The organism is Halomonas zincidurans B6 (assembly GCF_000731955.1).
Classification (GTDB): domain Bacteria; phylum Pseudomonadota; class Gammaproteobacteria; order Pseudomonadales; family Halomonadaceae; genus Modicisalibacter; species Modicisalibacter zincidurans.
The window spans coordinates 2,533,740-2,548,357 of record NZ_JNCK01000001.1 but is presented as its reverse complement, the minus strand read 5'-3'; the positions used below and the strand labels follow the sequence as shown (position 1 = coordinate 2,548,357).

Annotated in this window: 13 protein-coding genes; 12 read left to right on the top strand and 1 reads right to left on the bottom strand. The window is 65.3% G+C overall.

Translation table 11 applies throughout. The features are described from left to right. The first annotated feature begins 66 nt into the window (after positions 1-66). The 10 genes from accD (at position 67) to HALZIN_RS0111885 (ending at position 11,395) form a co-directional block, all read left to right on the top strand. Entirely contained in the window at positions 67-1,035 is a 969-nt protein-coding gene (gene accD, locus HALZIN_RS0111930; protein WP_031384436.1) for an acetyl-CoA carboxylase, carboxyltransferase subunit beta, read from the top strand. Further along, positions 1,036-2,397: a bifunctional tetrahydrofolate synthase/dihydrofolate synthase gene (gene folC, locus HALZIN_RS0111925; protein ID WP_051907496.1), complete on the top strand. Its 1,362-nt coding sequence runs from the start codon at positions 1,036-1,038 to the stop codon at positions 2,395-2,397. Between the two features lie 21 nt (positions 2,398-2,418). Then, complete coding sequence (locus HALZIN_RS0111920) at positions 2,419-3,138, top strand: SPOR domain-containing protein (protein ID WP_031384434.1); 720 nt, start codon at positions 2,419-2,421, stop codon at positions 3,136-3,138. Further along, positions 3,135-3,749, top strand: a complete 615-nt coding sequence (locus HALZIN_RS0111915; RefSeq protein WP_035575342.1) for a CvpA family protein — start codon at positions 3,135-3,137, stop codon at positions 3,747-3,749. Before HALZIN_RS0111920 ends, HALZIN_RS0111915 begins: the two co-directional genes overlap by 4 nt. A gap of 6 nt (positions 3,750-3,755) precedes the next feature. Further along, positions 3,756-5,273 (top strand): amidophosphoribosyltransferase, encoded by a 1,518-nt coding sequence (purF, locus tag HALZIN_RS0111910; protein ID WP_031384432.1) that lies wholly within the window; start codon positions 3,756-3,758, stop codon positions 5,271-5,273. A 10-nt stretch (positions 5,274-5,283) separates the two neighbouring features. After that, the gene (locus HALZIN_RS0111905) at positions 5,284-6,480 is read left to right on the top strand and encodes an O-succinylhomoserine sulfhydrylase (RefSeq protein ID WP_031384431.1); all 1,197 of its coding nucleotides are present in this window, start codon (positions 5,284-5,286) and stop codon (positions 6,478-6,480) included. Between the two features lie 357 nt (positions 6,481-6,837). Next, positions 6,838-7,968, top strand: a complete 1,131-nt coding sequence (locus tag HALZIN_RS0111900) for an ABC transporter ATP-binding protein (RefSeq protein ID WP_031384430.1) — start codon at positions 6,838-6,840, stop codon at positions 7,966-7,968. A 114-nt stretch (positions 7,969-8,082) separates the two neighbouring features. Continuing rightward, the gene (locus HALZIN_RS0111895) at positions 8,083-9,213 is read left to right on the top strand and encodes an extracellular solute-binding protein (protein WP_051907495.1); all 1,131 of its coding nucleotides are present in this window, start codon (positions 8,083-8,085) and stop codon (positions 9,211-9,213) included. Between the two features lie 72 nt (positions 9,214-9,285). Beyond that, entirely contained in the window at positions 9,286-10,539 is a 1,254-nt protein-coding gene (locus tag HALZIN_RS0111890; protein ID WP_035575339.1) for an ABC transporter permease, read from the top strand. A gap of 4 nt (positions 10,540-10,543) precedes the next feature. Further along, on the top strand, positions 10,544-11,395 hold the full coding sequence (locus HALZIN_RS0111885) for an ABC transporter permease (RefSeq protein ID WP_031384427.1): 852 nt from the start codon (positions 10,544-10,546) through the stop codon (positions 11,393-11,395). A gap of 45 nt (positions 11,396-11,440) precedes the next feature. Here HALZIN_RS0111885 and HALZIN_RS0111880 read toward each other — a convergent pair whose 3' ends face one another. Then, entirely contained in the window at positions 11,441-12,562 is a 1,122-nt protein-coding gene (locus tag HALZIN_RS0111880; RefSeq protein WP_231664467.1) for an NAD(P)/FAD-dependent oxidoreductase, read from the bottom strand. A 189-nt stretch (positions 12,563-12,751) separates the two neighbouring features. Between HALZIN_RS0111880 and dkgB the strand changes: the two genes are divergently transcribed. Then, the gene (dkgB, locus tag HALZIN_RS0111875) at positions 12,752-13,567 is read left to right on the top strand and encodes a 2,5-didehydrogluconate reductase DkgB (protein WP_031384425.1); all 816 of its coding nucleotides are present in this window, start codon (positions 12,752-12,754) and stop codon (positions 13,565-13,567) included. 39 nt (positions 13,568-13,606) lie between these two features. After that, complete coding sequence (locus HALZIN_RS0111870; protein WP_031384424.1) at positions 13,607-14,497, top strand: prenyltransferase; 891 nt, start codon at positions 13,607-13,609, stop codon at positions 14,495-14,497. Positions 14,498-14,618: the final 121 nt, after the last annotated feature.

Genomic DNA, 14,618 nt, shown 5'->3' with positions numbered 1-14,618 from the left:
GCGCATTCGTCGGGTCCGGTTGAATGCCGGGCCCAGTGACCGCAGCAGAATGGATACCTTTCGACCATGAGCTGGCTAGACAAGATCGTGCCGTCCATGGGACGCGTTCAGCGCAAGGATCGTCGCACCAGCGTGCCCGACGGCCTGTGGCGCAAGTGTCCCAAGTGTGATGGGGTGCTCTACCTCCCGGAGCTTGAAAAACACCACAACGTCTGCCCCAAGTGCGACCATCACTTGCGCCTGACGGCCCGCAAGCGCCTTGACTGGTTTCTCGACAGCGAAGGCCGCGAGGAGATCGCCGCCGGCTTGCAGCCCGTCGATCGGCTCAAGTTCCGCGACTCCAAGAAATACAAGGACCGCCTGGCGACGGCCCAGAAGGAGACTGACGAGAACGATGCGCTGATCGCCATGCGCGGGTCGCTCGATGGCCTGCCGGTGGTGGCGGTGGCCTTCGAGTTCACGTTCATGGGCGGCTCGATGGGCGCGGTGGTCGGCGAGAAGTTCGTGCGCGCCGCTAGCGTGGCGCTTGAGGAGGGCGTGCCGCTGGTGTGCTTTGCCGCCTCCGGCGGGGCGCGCATGCAGGAAGCGCTGTTCTCGCTGATGCAGATGGCCAAGACCTCGGCCGCGCTGGAGCGCTTGAAGCAGGCCGGCATCCCCTACATCTCGGTGCTCACCGATCCGGTGTTCGGCGGGGTCTCGGCGTCGCTGGCGATGCTCGGCGATCTCAACGTGGCCGAGCCCAACGCGCTGATCGGCTTCGCCGGCCCGCGGGTCATCGAGCAGACCGTGCGCGAACAATTGCCGGAAGGCTTCCAGCGCAGCGAATTCCTGCTCGAGCACGGCACCGTCGACATGATCGTGCATCGCACCGAGATGCGCGAGCGGCTGGTCGGCGTGTTGCGCAAGCTGACCCATCACGCCTTGCCGATGCCTGAGGAGGAGCCGGTTGCCAGCGATCACGAAGCCGATGTCGAGGCCAGTTCGCTGATCGACGAATCGCTGATCGACGACGAATCGCTGGATGACCGTCGCTGAATGAGCCGGACTGCATCCGCCACTCCCGATGATGCCCTGCCTGACCGGGGGCTGTCTCTCGAGGCCTGGCTGGCGCGCCTCGAGCGTCAGCACCCGGTGGCCATCGATCTGGGCCTCGAGCGCGTGGCCGTCGTCGCCGAACGCCTGGGCTTGACCGAGTCGCCGCTTGCCGGTGCGCTGATCACTGTCGCCGGGACCAACGGCAAGGGCTCGACGGTGGCCATGCTCGAGGCGTTGGCCGGCGCTCACGGTCGCTCGACGGCGGCCTACACCTCGCCTCATCTGTTGCGTTACAACGAGCGCCTGCGCCTCGACGGCCGCGAGGCCGACGATGGCCTGCTGGTCGCCGGTTTCGAACGCGTCGAGGCCGCTCGCCTGATGTCCGAGCCGGTGAGCCTGACCTATTTCGAGGTCGGCACGCTGGCGGCGCTGTGGGCGATCGCCCAGCGCCGCCCCGAGGTGGCGATTCTCGAGGTCGGGCTGGGTGGGCGACTCGATGCGGTCAACGTCGTCGATTCGGATGTCGCCGTGGTGACCAGCGTGGCGCTCGATCATGCCGATTTCCTGGGTACCGACCTGGAGGCCATCGGCCGAGAGAAGGCGGGCATCCTGCGTGGCTCGCGGCCGGCGGTGCTGGGCCATGACCTGCCGGGCAGCGTGTTCGCGGCCGCCGAGGCCTGCGGGGCGCAGGCCTGGCGTCTGGGACGGGATTTCCAGCGCATTCATCGGCCATCCGCGTCCGCTGGCGAGGGCTGGCAGTGGCGGGGCGTCGATCGCCACGCCCAGGCGTTGCATTTGGACGACCTGCCGGTTCCGGGCCTGCCGCTGGACAACGCGGCACTGGCGATCCAGGCGCTGGCGCTGGCGGGTATCGAGCTTGAGCCTTCGGCCTGTCGCCGGGCCCTGGCCGAAGTGACGCTGGCCGGGCGCATGCAGTGGCTCGACAACTGGTGCCTGGACGTCGCCCACAATCCCCATGCCGCGAGCTACCTGGCGGCGCGACTCGCCGAACGGTCGCGTCCGGCACGCCGGATCGCGCTGCTCGGGATGCTGCGCGACAAGGATGCGCAGGGCATATTTAAGGCGCTATCCTCGCAGGTGGACGCCTGGGTCACGGTCAGCCTCGAAGGGCCGCGCGCGCGTAGCGCCGACGAGCTGGCCGAGCAGTTGATTGCGCATGGCGCGACGCTACTGCATCGTGCCGACTCGCCGGCGGCCGGTGCCGCCTGGCTGGCGGAAAGGCTCGCGGCCGACGACGAAGCGCTGGTCTGTGGTTCCTTCTATACCGTGGCCGAGGTGCTCGGCTGGCACGCCGCACAGGGGAGCCGTGGCGGGGCCGGAACCGCTCAGCATGGCCGTTAGGAGATTCGCTAGGAGAGTGACATGAAGTACGGAATGCGTGAACGCGTCAGCGGCGCCGTGATTCTTCTGGCCCTGGGGGTGATCTTCATTCCCATGCTGTTCGACGATCCGCCGACGCGCGAAGACCGCCCGGAGCCGGTGCTTACCATCGAGCAACCGATCGATATCAAGCAGACCCCCGTCGAGGCCCCCGAGCGGCCCGCGAGCCTGGGCCAGATCCAGTCGCCGCAGGCGCCGAGCCAGCCGGCGGGGCAGGCCCGACCCGACGCCGCCCGGGCCAACGCTCCCCAGCCCGACGATGCCGAGCCCGACAGGAGCGCAGCCGAGCAGGTCGCCGGTAACCAGCCCGCGCCAGGCAGCGCCTCGCAGGCCGAGTCGGATGCGCCGCGTCCCGATCCGATCGCCGCGCTGGCCCAGCGTGCCGGGCAGGACGGCCAGCAGGGCGAGGCCGGCACGCAAGCGGCCAATGGCGCTGCGCAGAGCAGCACACCGGCGGTCGCCGAGAACGGCGACTGGGCGGTGCAGGTGGGCAGTTTCGGTCAGCCGGACAACGCGGCGCGCCTCGAGAAACAGCTCGACGAGCAGGGGTTCGCGGCGTATAGCCGGCCGCGCGACAACAATCTGACGACGGTCTACGTTGGGCCGTTCGCCAGTTCGGACGACGGCGAGAAGGTCCGCACCGCGCTCAAGGAGCAGGCCAATATTCAGGGGCTGCTGATCAGGGTGCAGGAGAGCGAATGACCTTCACCTGGCTGGACTGGCTGTTCCTGGCCGTTCTGGCCGCGTCGATGCTGGCGGGCTTTCTGCGCGGGCTGGTCCGCGAGGCGCTGGGCCTGGGCGCCTGGATCGTCGCGCTGCTGGCCTCGCGGTGGTTGGCGCCGCCGCTGGCCGAGCGTCTCGGCGGCTGGATAGACAGTCCCGACGTGCGTCTGGTGGTGGCCTTCGTGGCGGTGATCTTCGTGGTGATCCTGCTCTGCGGGCTGGTGATCCGCGGCGTCCAGGCGGCCATCGAGTGGGTCGGCATGGGCTTCTTCAACCGCCTTGCCGGGGCCGGTTTCGGAATCCTGCGCGGCGGCGCGATCCTGGTGCTGGCGACGGTATTGATCAGCCTGACGCCATTGATGCAACTGCAATCCTGGCAGCAGGCACAGCTGCGACCGACCTTCGAGAATCTGCGCGACTGGGCGGTGGCGCGCTTCGTCGACTGGCAGCAGCGCAATCCGGAGAAGCTCGACGGGATTCGTTCGCTGTCGCTGCCGGTCGACGTGTCGAATCCGGGATCGGCGGATTCCGGCGCTTTTTCACGGGTACCCGAGCGTTCGAATGCGGCGGGTCCATTGCAAACGAGGTAAGGCGGAATGTGCGGTATCGTGGGCCTCATGGCCACCCAGCCGGTCAATCAGGCGCTTTATGATGCACTGACGGTGCTTCAGCACCGGGGGCAGGACGCCGCCGGGATGATGACCTGGCATGAAGGACGCTTCCTGCTGCGCAAGAGCAATGGACTGGTGCGCGACGTATTCCATACCCGCCACATGACGCGTCTCAAGGGCAATCTGGGCATCGGCCATGTGCGCTACCCGACCGCGGGCTCGTCGAGCGAGGCCGAATCGCAGCCGTTCTACGTCAACTCGCCGTATGGTCTGGCGCTGGCGCACAACGGCAACCTGACCAACTCGGACCAGCTCAAGCAGGAGCTGTACACCACCGACCTGCGCCACATCAACACCAGCTCGGATTCGGAGGTGCTGCTCAACGTCTTCGCCCATGAGCTGGGCAAGCAGGGCCACCACCTCAACCCCGAGGACATTTTCGACGCGGTGCGTCGCGTGCATCGTCGTTGCCGCGGCGGCTATGCCGCGGTGGCGATGATCAACGGCTTCGGCATGGTGGCGTTCCGCGACCCGCAGGGCATCCGCCCGGTGGTGTTCGGCTCGCGCCAGACGCCGGAAGGCCAGGACGTGATGATCGCTTCCGAATCGGTGGCGCTGGACGTCGGCGGCTTCGAACTGGCCCGCGACCTGGCACCGGGCGAGGCGATCTTCGTCGACCTGCAGGGCGCGGTGCATACCCAGCTGTGCGCCGACCGGCCGGTGCTGGCGCCATGCATCTTCGAACACGTCTATCTGGCGCGGCCCGACTCGATCCTCGATGGCGCCTACGTCTACGGCACGCGCATGCAGATGGGCCGCAAGCTCGGCGATCGCATCCTCAAGGAGTGGCCGGAGCATGACATCGACGTGGTCATCCCGATCCCCGACACCTCGCGGACTTCGGCGCTGGAACTGGCTCAGCATCTGGGCGTGACGTACCGCGAAGGCTTCATGAAGAATCGCTATATCGGGCGGACGTTTATCATGCCGGGGCAGACCCAGCGCAAGAAGTCGGTGCGTCAGAAGCTCAACGCCATCGACATCGAGTTCGCCGGCAAGAACGTGCTGCTGGTCGACGACTCGATCGTGCGCGGCACGACCTGCAAGCAGATCATCCAGATGGCCCGCGAAGCCGGTGCCAACAAGGTCTACTTCGCCTCGGCGGCGCCGCCGGTGCGCTATCCCAACGTCTACGGGATCGACATGCCGGCGGCCAGCGAATTGATCGCCCACGGTCGCAGCGAGGCGGAGGTCGGCGAGCTGATCGGCGCCGACCGGATCTTCTATCAGGATCTCGAGGATCTCAAGACGGCCTGTCGCGACGTCAACCCACAGATCGAGCGTTTCGACTGCTCGGTGTTCGATGGCGAGTACATCACCGGCGATATCGACGCTGCATATCTGGCCGCGCTGGAGGCCTCGCGCAACGATGCCGCCAAGACCCAGGACGGCACCGGCCATGCGGTGGTCGATCTGCACAATGACGTCGAGGACTACGACTAATGGGGGCTTGATGCACGAACACGATTTCGACGGCGACGCCTGGTCGCTGGATACCCTGGCGGTACGCGCCGGCCATGTACGCAGCGCCGAGCAGGAGCACAGCGAGCCGATCTTCGCGACCTCGAGCTTCGTCTATGGCAGCGCCGCCGAAGCGGCGCGCAAGTTCGCCGGCGAGGAGCCGGGCAACATCTACTCGCGCTTCACCAACCCCACCGTGCGCGTCTTCGAGGAGCGCCTGGCGGCGCTGGAGGGCGGCGAGCGCTGCGTGGCGACCAGTTCGGGGATGGCGGCGATTCTCGCGACCGCGCTGGGGCTGCTCGAGGCCGGCGACGAGATCGTCGCTTCGCGTTCGCTGTTCGGTTCCACGGTGAGCCTGTTCAGCAAGTATCTGGGCAAGTTCGGCATCACCACCCGCTACGTGGAGCTGGGCAATCTCGACGAGTGGCAGGCGGCGATCACTCCCGACACCAAGTTGCTGTTCGCCGAGACGCCGTCCAATCCGCTCTCCGAGGTGGTCGATATCGCCGCGCTGGCCGAGATCGCCCATCGCCACGGCGCCTGGCTGGCGATCGACAACTGCTTCCTGACGCCGGCTCTGCAGCGTCCGCTGGAGCTCGGCGCCGATCTGGTGATTCATTCCGCCACCAAGTATCTGGATGGTCAGGGCCGGGCGATCGGCGGCGCGGTGGTGGGCGCTGACCGCGAACTCGAGGAGTTGTTCGGGGTGGTGCGCACCTGCGGGCCTTGCATGAGCCCGTTCAACGCTTGGATCTTCCTCAAGGGGCTGGAGACGCTGGGCCTGCGCATGCGCGCGCATTGCGAGAGCGCCCTGGCGTTGGCGCAGTGGCTAGAGGCGCACCCGGCGGTTGCCCGGGTGCACTACAGCGGTTTGAAGAGTCATCCCCAGCACGCGCTGGCCCGGGCGCAGCAGACAGGCTTCGGCGCGGTGCTCGGCGTCGAGATCGCCGGCGGTCGCGAGGGCGCCTGGTCGGTGATCGATGCCACCCGGCTGATGTCGATCACCGGCAATCTGGGCGACGCCAAGACCACCATTACCCATCCGGCGACCACCACCCACGGGCGTCTTTCCGACGAGCAGAAGGTCGCTTCGGGAATCAGCGAAGGGTTGATTCGCATCGCCGTGGGCCTGGAAGGGTTGGCCGATCTCAAGGCGGACCTGGCGCGCGGCCTCGATCGACTCGCCTAGGAGTCTGTCGGGCCTGGCCGATCGTCGACGCTGCGCTCGCGGAGCGTTTTTATGCGTGCGATGCCACCTTAGGAGCCGCGCTCCTCGCCCTATGCCCCATGAGTGCATCTTGCTGACAAGGAGTGGGTTGGGATCGATCGTCAATCGGACGCAGGGCGCCTACGGGCGCCCTTGTCGTTTCTGCAATCGCCACTGGAAATCACTTTCAACGCTTATTGTCCCTTTAAGGGGTTGTAGTCGTGACGGCATTGGTTCTAATGTCAAAGTCAAAACAACAACAGTAACAAAATGATACCTGCCTCGGGTCGCACGCCAGGCGACAAAACGACAACAATCGCTACGCACAGGTAATGCTGCATGACCCAGACCCTCGAAGCTGAGCCGCCAACGCAAGCGGCGGCCGACAAGACGTGTTTTGCCCGCTTCCGCAGCGTCCAGAAGAGCTATGACGGCGTCGAGCTGGTGGTCAAGGACTTCAACCTGGATGTCCGGCAGGGCGAGTTCGTCACCCTGCTGGGGCCGTCGGGCTCCGGCAAGACCACCTGCCTGATGATGATGGCGGGGTTCGAGACGCCGACTCATGGCGAGATCCTGCTCAAGGGCGAACCGATCAATGGCTTGCCGCCGCACAAGCGGGGCATCGGCATGGTCTTCCAGAACTACGCGCTGTTTCCGCACATGACGGTGGCCGAGAATCTCGCCTTCCCCCTCGAGGTGCGCCATCTGAGCAAGGCCGAGATCAAGCAGAAGGTCCAGCGTGCCCTGGCGATGGTCCGGCTCGATGAGTTCGGCGACCGCCGCCCGGCGCAGCTGTCCGGCGGTCAGCAGCAGCGTGTGGCGCTGGCGCGCGCGCTGGTCTTCGAGCCCGAGCTGGTGTTGATGGACGAGCCGCTCGGGGCGCTGGACAAGAATCTCCGCGAGGAGATGCAATACGAAATCAAGCGTATCCATGCCGAGCTGGGGGTGACCATGCTCTACGTCACCCACGATCAGACCGAAGCGCTGACCATGTCCGATCGCATCGCCGTGTTCAACGATGGCGTGGTCCAGCAGCTGGCTTCGCCGGACACCCTCTATGAGCAGCCTGAAAACGCCTTCGTCGCCTATTTCATCGGCGAGAACAATCGCCTGCGCGGCGAAGTCACCGAGCTCGCTGGCGAGCGCTGCCAGGTACGCCTGGATAGCGGCGAGACGGTGATCGCCACGCCGGTCGCGGTCGCCGAGACTGGCGTCCGGACCACGTTGTCGCTACGTCCCGAGCGGGTCAGCCTGCTGCGCGAAGACAGTCGTGAATTCGAGAACCGTTTCTCGGCGAAAGTCCAGGAGGTGATCTATCTCGGCGACCATCTGCGTACACGGCTGTCGGTCTGCGGCAACGACGAGTTCATCATCAAGACCCCCAACGCCGACGGTCACAGCGTGCTGCGCCCGGGGGAAACGGTCGAGATCGGCTGGTCGAGCGCCGATTGCCGGGCTCTGGATGCCTGAGTCGAACACTGCTTCGAGCTGAGGTAACCGAAAGCGATGTCGCCCGGCGGCGTGGCGCTGCCGCTCGCCGGACATTGCAGGATGGCGTGATAACAACAACTGGAGAAACACCGCATGAACAACACAAGACTCTTCAAGGGAACGTTGATCAAGGATACGTTGATCAAGGGCGCCGTGGCGGGTGCCTTCGGGCTGTCCACGTTGACGCTGGCGGTATCCGCGCAGGCCGAGACGCTGAATATCGTCTCCTGGGGCGGGGCCTACAGCATGAGCCAGCAGAAAGCCTATAACGAGCCGTGGATGAAAAAGTCCGGCGACGAGATCGTCAACATCGACCGTAGCGGCAATGCCCTGGCCGGGCTGCGCGCGCAGTCGCAGGCGGGCAACGTGACCTGGGATCTGGTCGACATGTTGCCGGCGGATGCCCTGATCGCCTGCGCCGAGGGGCTGATCGAACCGCTCGATCACGATGCGCTGCTGGCCGACGCACCCGACGGCACGCCGCCCAGCGAAGACTTCATCGAGAATTCGCTGGATGAGTGTTTCGTACCCTCGATCGTCTATTCCAACATCGTCGCCTTCAATACCGAGATGTTCCCCGAGGACAAGCAGCCCAGCACCATCGCCGACGTCTTCGATCTCGAGAACTATCCGGGCAAACGCACGCTGATGCGCAAGCCGATCAACAACCTCGAGTGGGCATTGGTCGCCGACGGCGTGGCGCCGGAAGATGTCTACGACGTGCTCGAGACCGAAGAGGGCGTGGCCCGTGCGTTCGCCAAGCTCGATACCATCAAGGATCAGGTGATCTGGTGGGAAGAGGGTGCCCAGCCGCCGCAACTGCTGGCCGACCAGGAAGTTGCCTTCGGCTCGGCGTATAACGGTCGTATCTTCAACGCCGCGGCCAACGAGGGCCAGCCGTTCGAGATCATCTGGGACGCCCAGGTGTTCGAGCTCGATGGCTGGGTGGTGCCCACCGGCAAGCTCGACAAGGTCAAGGACTACCTGTACTTCGCCACCGATACCCAGCGGCTGGCCGATCAGGCCAAGTACATTTCCTATGGCCCGGCGCGCAAGTCATCGGCCAAGATGGTAACCACCCTGGCCGGTACCGATATCGAGATGAAGCCGCACATGCCCACCTACGGTCCCAACTTCGAAACCGCTATCCCCAAGGACAACGAGTTCTGGGCCGACCACAACGACGAACTGACCCAGCGCTTCAACGCCTGGCTGGCCCAGTAAGTTCCGCCACGCCACCCCGGCCGGGGTGGCGTGGCTCCTTGGTAGGCTCGAATCCTTTCCGGAGAGACCCGCGTGTCCGAATCTCCCACCGCTCCCCTGAAAACCGCCGATGGCGTACCGCTTAAGACCAGTCTGCGCCGTGCCGTGCGGCGTTCGAAGCTCAAGGCGCTGCTGCTGGTGTCGCCGCTGCTGGCGTTCTTGATCATCGCTTTCGTCATGCCGCTGTTCGACATGCTGTGGCGCAGCGTCGACAACCCCGAAGTCTCCACCGCGCTGCCGCAGACCAGCCAGGCGCTGGCCGACTGGGATGGCGAGTCGCTACCCGACGAGCCGGCCTTCGCCGCGCTGGCCGCCGATCTCGAGGCGGGCGCCAAGGCGCGCAACCTGGGGCTGGTGGCGAGCCGTCTCAACTACGAGAAATCCGGCATGCGGTCGGCGCTGATGGGTACCGCGCGGCGTGTCGCCAAGCTGGAAGCACCCTATAAAGCCGCCCTGATCGATATCAACGACGACTGGGGCGAACTCGCGACCTGGCGGGTGATCAAGCGCGAGTCGTCGCCCTATACACTGTCCTACTACCTGGCAGCCGTCGATCATCAGTATTCCCCCGATGGCGAGATCGTCGCGGTGCCTGATTACATGCAGGTTTACGGAACGCTGTTCTGGCGAACGTTCTGGATGAGTGGCGTCATCATGCTGACGACCCTGATACTCGGTTACCCGGTCGCCTTCCTGCTCGCCAACTTGCCGCTGCGCCATTCCAACCTGTTGATGATCCTGGTGCTGTTGCCGTTCTGGACCTCGTTGCTGGTGCGTACCACCACCTGGATCGCCATCCTGCAGTCGCAGGGAGTGCTCAACGATCTGATGGTGGCGCTGGGGATCATCGCCGACGAGGCGCGATGGCAGATGATCTACAACAAGACGGGGACGATCATCGCCATGACCCATATCCTGCTGCCGTTCATGATCCTGCCGTTGTACTCGGTGATGAAGACCATTCCGCCGAGTTACATGCACGCCGCCCGCTCGCTGGGCGGGAAGCCCTTGCTGTGCTTCCGGCGGGTGTATTTTCCGCTGACCATTCCCGGGATTGCCGCCGGCGGAATACTGGTGTTCATCCTGTCGATCGGCTACTACATCACGCCGGCGCTGGTCGGCGGGCAATCGGGGCGCTTCATCACCAATTCCATCGCCTACCATATGCAGACCTCGCTCAACTGGGGGCTGGCGGCGGCGATCGCCTCGATCCTGCTGTTCGTGGTGGTGGTCTGCTACCTGGTCTTCAATCGCCTGATTGGCGTCGACAAAGTCAAGCTGGGGTAACGCAATGGCGCTTCCATCCTACGCCACGCGTGGCGAACGCATCTGGCACTATGTCTTCCTGGGGCTGTGCGGATTGGTCTTCCTGTTCCTGATCGGTCCGCTGCTGCTGGTCATCCCCCTGTCGTTCAATGCCGAACCCTATTTCACCTTCACCAAGGCTATGCTGCAGCTGGATCCGGACGGCTATTCGCTGCGCTGGTACCAGGATTTCTTCACCTCCAGCGAATGGCTCAATTCGATCAAGAACAGTTTCATCGTCGGCATCGCTGCGACGTTGCTGGCCACGATGCTCGGTACGATCGCCGCGCTGGGTCTGTCGAGCCGACACATGCCGGCACGTGGCGCGGTGATGGCATTGCTGATCTCGCCGATGATCGTGCCGTTGATCATTTCGGCGGCGGCGATGTTCTTCTTCTTTTCCAAGGTCAATCTGGCGCAGACCTACCTGGGAGTGATCCTCGCCCACACGGTGCTGGGCATTCCCTTCGTGGTAATCACGGTGACCGCCACGCTGTCGAGCTTCGATACCACCCTGAACCGTGCCGCGCACAGCCTGGGCGCCAACCCCACCCGGACCTTCTTCAAGGTCGTCTTGCCGTTGGTCACCCCGGGTGTGGTGTCGGGGGCGCTGTTCGCCTTCATCACCTCGTTCGACGAGGTGGTGGTGGTGCTGTTCATAGCCGGCCCCGAGCAGCGCACCATGCCGATCCAGATGTGGTCGGGGATTCGCGAGCAGATAAGCCCGACGATCCTCGCGGTGGCGACGATGCTGGTGCTGCTGTCGATGCTGCTGCTGACCACGCTGGAACTGCTGCGCCGACGCAGCGAGCGGATGCGCGGCATGACGCCGGGCTAGCCCGATACGCTTACCGCGCGCCCGGCCCTGCCGCGGGCTCGGTCTTCACGCACCGCAGCGGGCCATGAAGCGCCGATCCAGGTGCTGCTTGAGTTGCAGGGCCAGGCGGCCTTTCCACCACCAGCGGTCCCAGAGTGCCAGGCCGCGCCCATCGCCGAGATTGAGCACCGATAGATAGCGGCGCTGCGGCTGGTAGTCGCGCAGCGGCTCGCCGGCGAGCCAGGCGCAGAGATTGTCGAGCAGCACCGGCGCCTGACGGACCCCGAATACGCCGAGCTTGGGGCAAGGTGCATGGCGGAGCCAGGCGCAGTCGCCGACGGCGAAGATGCGCGAGTCGTCGGGGCTGTGCAGCGCCGGGGTGATGGCCAGGCCTTGGCGCGAATCGCAGGCAAGGCCAAGCTCGCCGGTAAGCTCAGGGGCGATCAAACCGTTGGCGAGCACCACATGCTCGACGCTCAGACGCATGCCGTCGTCGAGGCGCAGCTCGCCGGCTTGATAGCCCACGGCCGAGGCGGCCAGTTCGAGGCGCACTCCACGCCGTTCCAGGCGTCGCTCGATCCACGCGCCGGCGGCGCGTGGTGCGTTGGGCAGCAATCTTTCGCTGGCGCTGACCAGGGTGATGCCAGGTTCGCGCCCGTAGCGGGCGTAGAGCGCGACCAGGTTGGCGGTCAGTTCGACTCCGGTGGGTCCGCCACCGATGACCGCCAGGCGCGGCGCTTCGGCGTTGCCGGCGAGCGCCGATTCGAGCTGCTGGCGCAGCCGCCACAGAGTTGCGATGGGTTTCACCGGCCAGACGTTGTCACCACTCGACAGGCCGAAGATCGTTGAGGGATCGACGCGACTGCCCAGGTTCAACGACAGCAGATCATAAGCGAGCGGTGGCGAACCGACGAGCTGCACCTGACGCCGCTGGCGGTCGATACCGCTCACCCGGTCGGCGATGAATTCGCCGCCCTGGGCCCTGATCAGCGATGCCGGGTCGAGCCGGTCCTGGCTGGCCTCGTAGTCGCCGCCGAGCATGCCGGTGGCCATGCCGGAGTACCAGAAGTCGCCGGGAGAGATCAGCGTCACATGCGCACCGCGCTCGATCAGGCGACGGGCATGGCCGGCGACGTGCAGGTGGGCATGCCCGGCGCCTACCAGCACGACATTCGCGGTTTCGCTCATCATCATCCCCACTCGACAGGAAACTTCAGTCTAATGCCTTCGGACACGAGTTGGCAGTGGCGTGCCGAGTTCGCTCCGCGGCGATCGCTAGACCTCTAACGGCCTTGAAATGCCCGGCCGCCGACCTCAATTTCAATAATGTCGGTCCTGCTGGCCGACGAACGCTCCGAAAAAGGCAGGGAGGCTAGCATGGCCCAATCAAACATCATTCCGCGCATCGGTCTCGGTACCTATCGCCTCAAGGACCAGCAGGTCATCGATTCGGTCAAGTCGGCTCTTGCGCTCGGCTATCGACACATCGATACCGCCCAGATCTACGATAACGAGCAGCCGGTCGGCGAGGCCATCAAGCAAAGCGGCGTGCCTCGCGACGAGATATTCCTGACCACCAAGGTCTGGTGGGATCGCTTTCGTCACGATGAGCTGATCGCCAGCCTCGAGGAAAGCTGTCGCAAGCTCGCCGTCGAGCGGGTCGATCTGGCGCTGATCCATTGGCCGTCGCCCAATGACGAGATACCCATGGCGGAATACATCGGCGCGCTCAACGCGGCACGCGAGAAGGGACTGGCCCGGCACATCGGCGTCTCGAACTTCACCCTGGCGCATCTCGATGAGGCACTGTCGGTACCGGGAGGCGAGCATCTGATTACCAACCAGATCGAAGTCCATCCATTCCTGGCCAACCGAACGCTGGTCGAGCACAGCCAGGCCAAGGGGCTTGAGGTCACCGGCTACATGCCGCTCGCCGTCGGTAAGGTGATGAACGAACCGGTGCTCCGCCAGATCGCTGACGATCACGACGCCACGCCGGCCCAAGTCGCGCTGGCCTGGGTTGCGTCGCGCGATATCGCGGTGATTCCCTCGTCCACCCGGCCCGAGCATCAGCAAGCCAACCTGGCGGCGCTCGAGCTGACCCTGAGCGATGACGAGATGGCGCGCATCGAGCGTCTGGATGTGGGCGAGCGGATCGCCAACCCGGATTTCGCACCCAAGTGGGACGCCTGAGCGAGCCGGGCCTTCACCTGGGGCAATCAAGGGGTCTGCATGTCGACCATCGCGGTGGCGCGGGCCTCTCGCCCCGACTTTCTAGTATTGGCGCCGCTTTGCGTAGTGCTGGGGGTGAGCCTCGCCGCTCGCCAGTCGGTCGTCCTCGACCCCCTCGAGGTGGTGCTGGTGCTGATCGGCGGGCTGCTTGCTCATGTAGCCGTCAACCTGCTCAACGAGTATGACGATTTTCGCTCCGGCCTCGACATGCTCACCCGGCGAACCCCGTTCTCCGGCGGCAGCGGTGCGTTGCCAGAAACGCCCTCGGCGGCACCCGGCGTATTGATCACGGCATGCTGCATGCTGGCGGTCGTCGTGGCGATCGGTATCTACTTCCTGTGGCTGCGAGGCTGGCCGATGCTGGTGCTGGGCCTGAGCGGCGTGGTCTTGATAGTGGCCTATACACGCTGGATTACCCGCTCGCCGCCGTTATGCCTGCTGGCGCCGGGGCTGGGCTTCGGCCCGAGCATGGTGCTGGGCAGCCTGGTCGCGTCAGGCGGGCAACTCGATGGGGGGGCGCTGATTGCCTCGATGGTCGCGCTGCTGCTGGTCAGTGAACTACTGCTGATCAACCAGTTTCCCGATAGGGAGGCCGACCGGCGTATCGGTCGCCGCCATCTGCCCATCGTGCTGGGCTTGCCCCGCGCCTCGCGGTGGGTTGGGGCCTTGCTGCTGGGCGGCTACGCGCTGATCGCGCTGGGGCGGGTAAGCCAACTGCTGCCGGCGGGGGTCTGGCTGGCCTGGCTCACGCTTCCCGCGGCGCTGTGGGTGGTCCTGCGTCTACCTTGCGTGCTGGAAGATCGCGAGGCACTGATGCGCGTGATGGGCGTCAATGTGGCGACGCTGCTCTCGACGCTCGCACTGTTGTCTGTCGGATTATGGTGGCAATGACGAAGGGCAGAGCCGCCTCGGGTCGCCGATTCGCAAGGAACGATAGCCAGTCGACACGCGGAGCCGGCTTGCGATGCCGCTCGCTCGCGGCAATCGCCGTGGCAGATCGATAAGACCTCGC

Excerpts from the sequence above, each read along its gene's own strand:
- HALZIN_RS0111920 (WP_031384434.1), top strand. The coding sequence starts at position 2,419 with ATGAAGTACGGAATGCGTGAACGCGTCAGCGGCGCCGTGATTCTTCTG.
- HALZIN_RS0111915 (WP_035575342.1), top strand. The coding sequence starts at position 3,135 with ATGACCTTCACCTGGCTGGACTGGCTGTTCCTGGCCGTTCTGGCCGCG.
- purF (WP_031384432.1), top strand. The coding sequence starts at position 3,756 with ATGTGCGGTATCGTGGGCCTCATGGCCACCCAGCCGGTCAATCAGGCG.
- HALZIN_RS0111870 (WP_031384424.1), top strand. The coding sequence starts at position 13,607 with ATGTCGACCATCGCGGTGGCGCGGGCCTCTCGCCCCGACTTTCTAGTA.
- folC (WP_051907496.1), top strand. The coding sequence starts at position 1,036 with ATGAGCCGGACTGCATCCGCCACTCCCGATGATGCCCTGCCTGACCGG.
- HALZIN_RS0111880 (WP_231664467.1), bottom strand. The coding sequence starts at position 12,562 with ATGAGCGAAACCGCGAATGTCGTGCTGGTAGGCGCCGGGCATGCCCAC.
- HALZIN_RS0111905 (WP_031384431.1), top strand. The coding sequence starts at position 5,284 with ATGCACGAACACGATTTCGACGGCGACGCCTGGTCGCTGGATACCCTG.
- accD (WP_031384436.1), top strand. The coding sequence starts at position 67 with ATGAGCTGGCTAGACAAGATCGTGCCGTCCATGGGACGCGTTCAGCGC.
- dkgB (WP_031384425.1), top strand. The coding sequence starts at position 12,752 with ATGGCCCAATCAAACATCATTCCGCGCATCGGTCTCGGTACCTATCGC.
- HALZIN_RS0111895 (WP_051907495.1), top strand. The coding sequence starts at position 8,083 with ATGAACAACACAAGACTCTTCAAGGGAACGTTGATCAAGGATACGTTG.
- HALZIN_RS0111885 (WP_031384427.1), top strand. The coding sequence starts at position 10,544 with ATGGCGCTTCCATCCTACGCCACGCGTGGCGAACGCATCTGGCACTAT.
- HALZIN_RS0111900 (WP_031384430.1), top strand. The coding sequence starts at position 6,838 with ATGACCCAGACCCTCGAAGCTGAGCCGCCAACGCAAGCGGCGGCCGAC.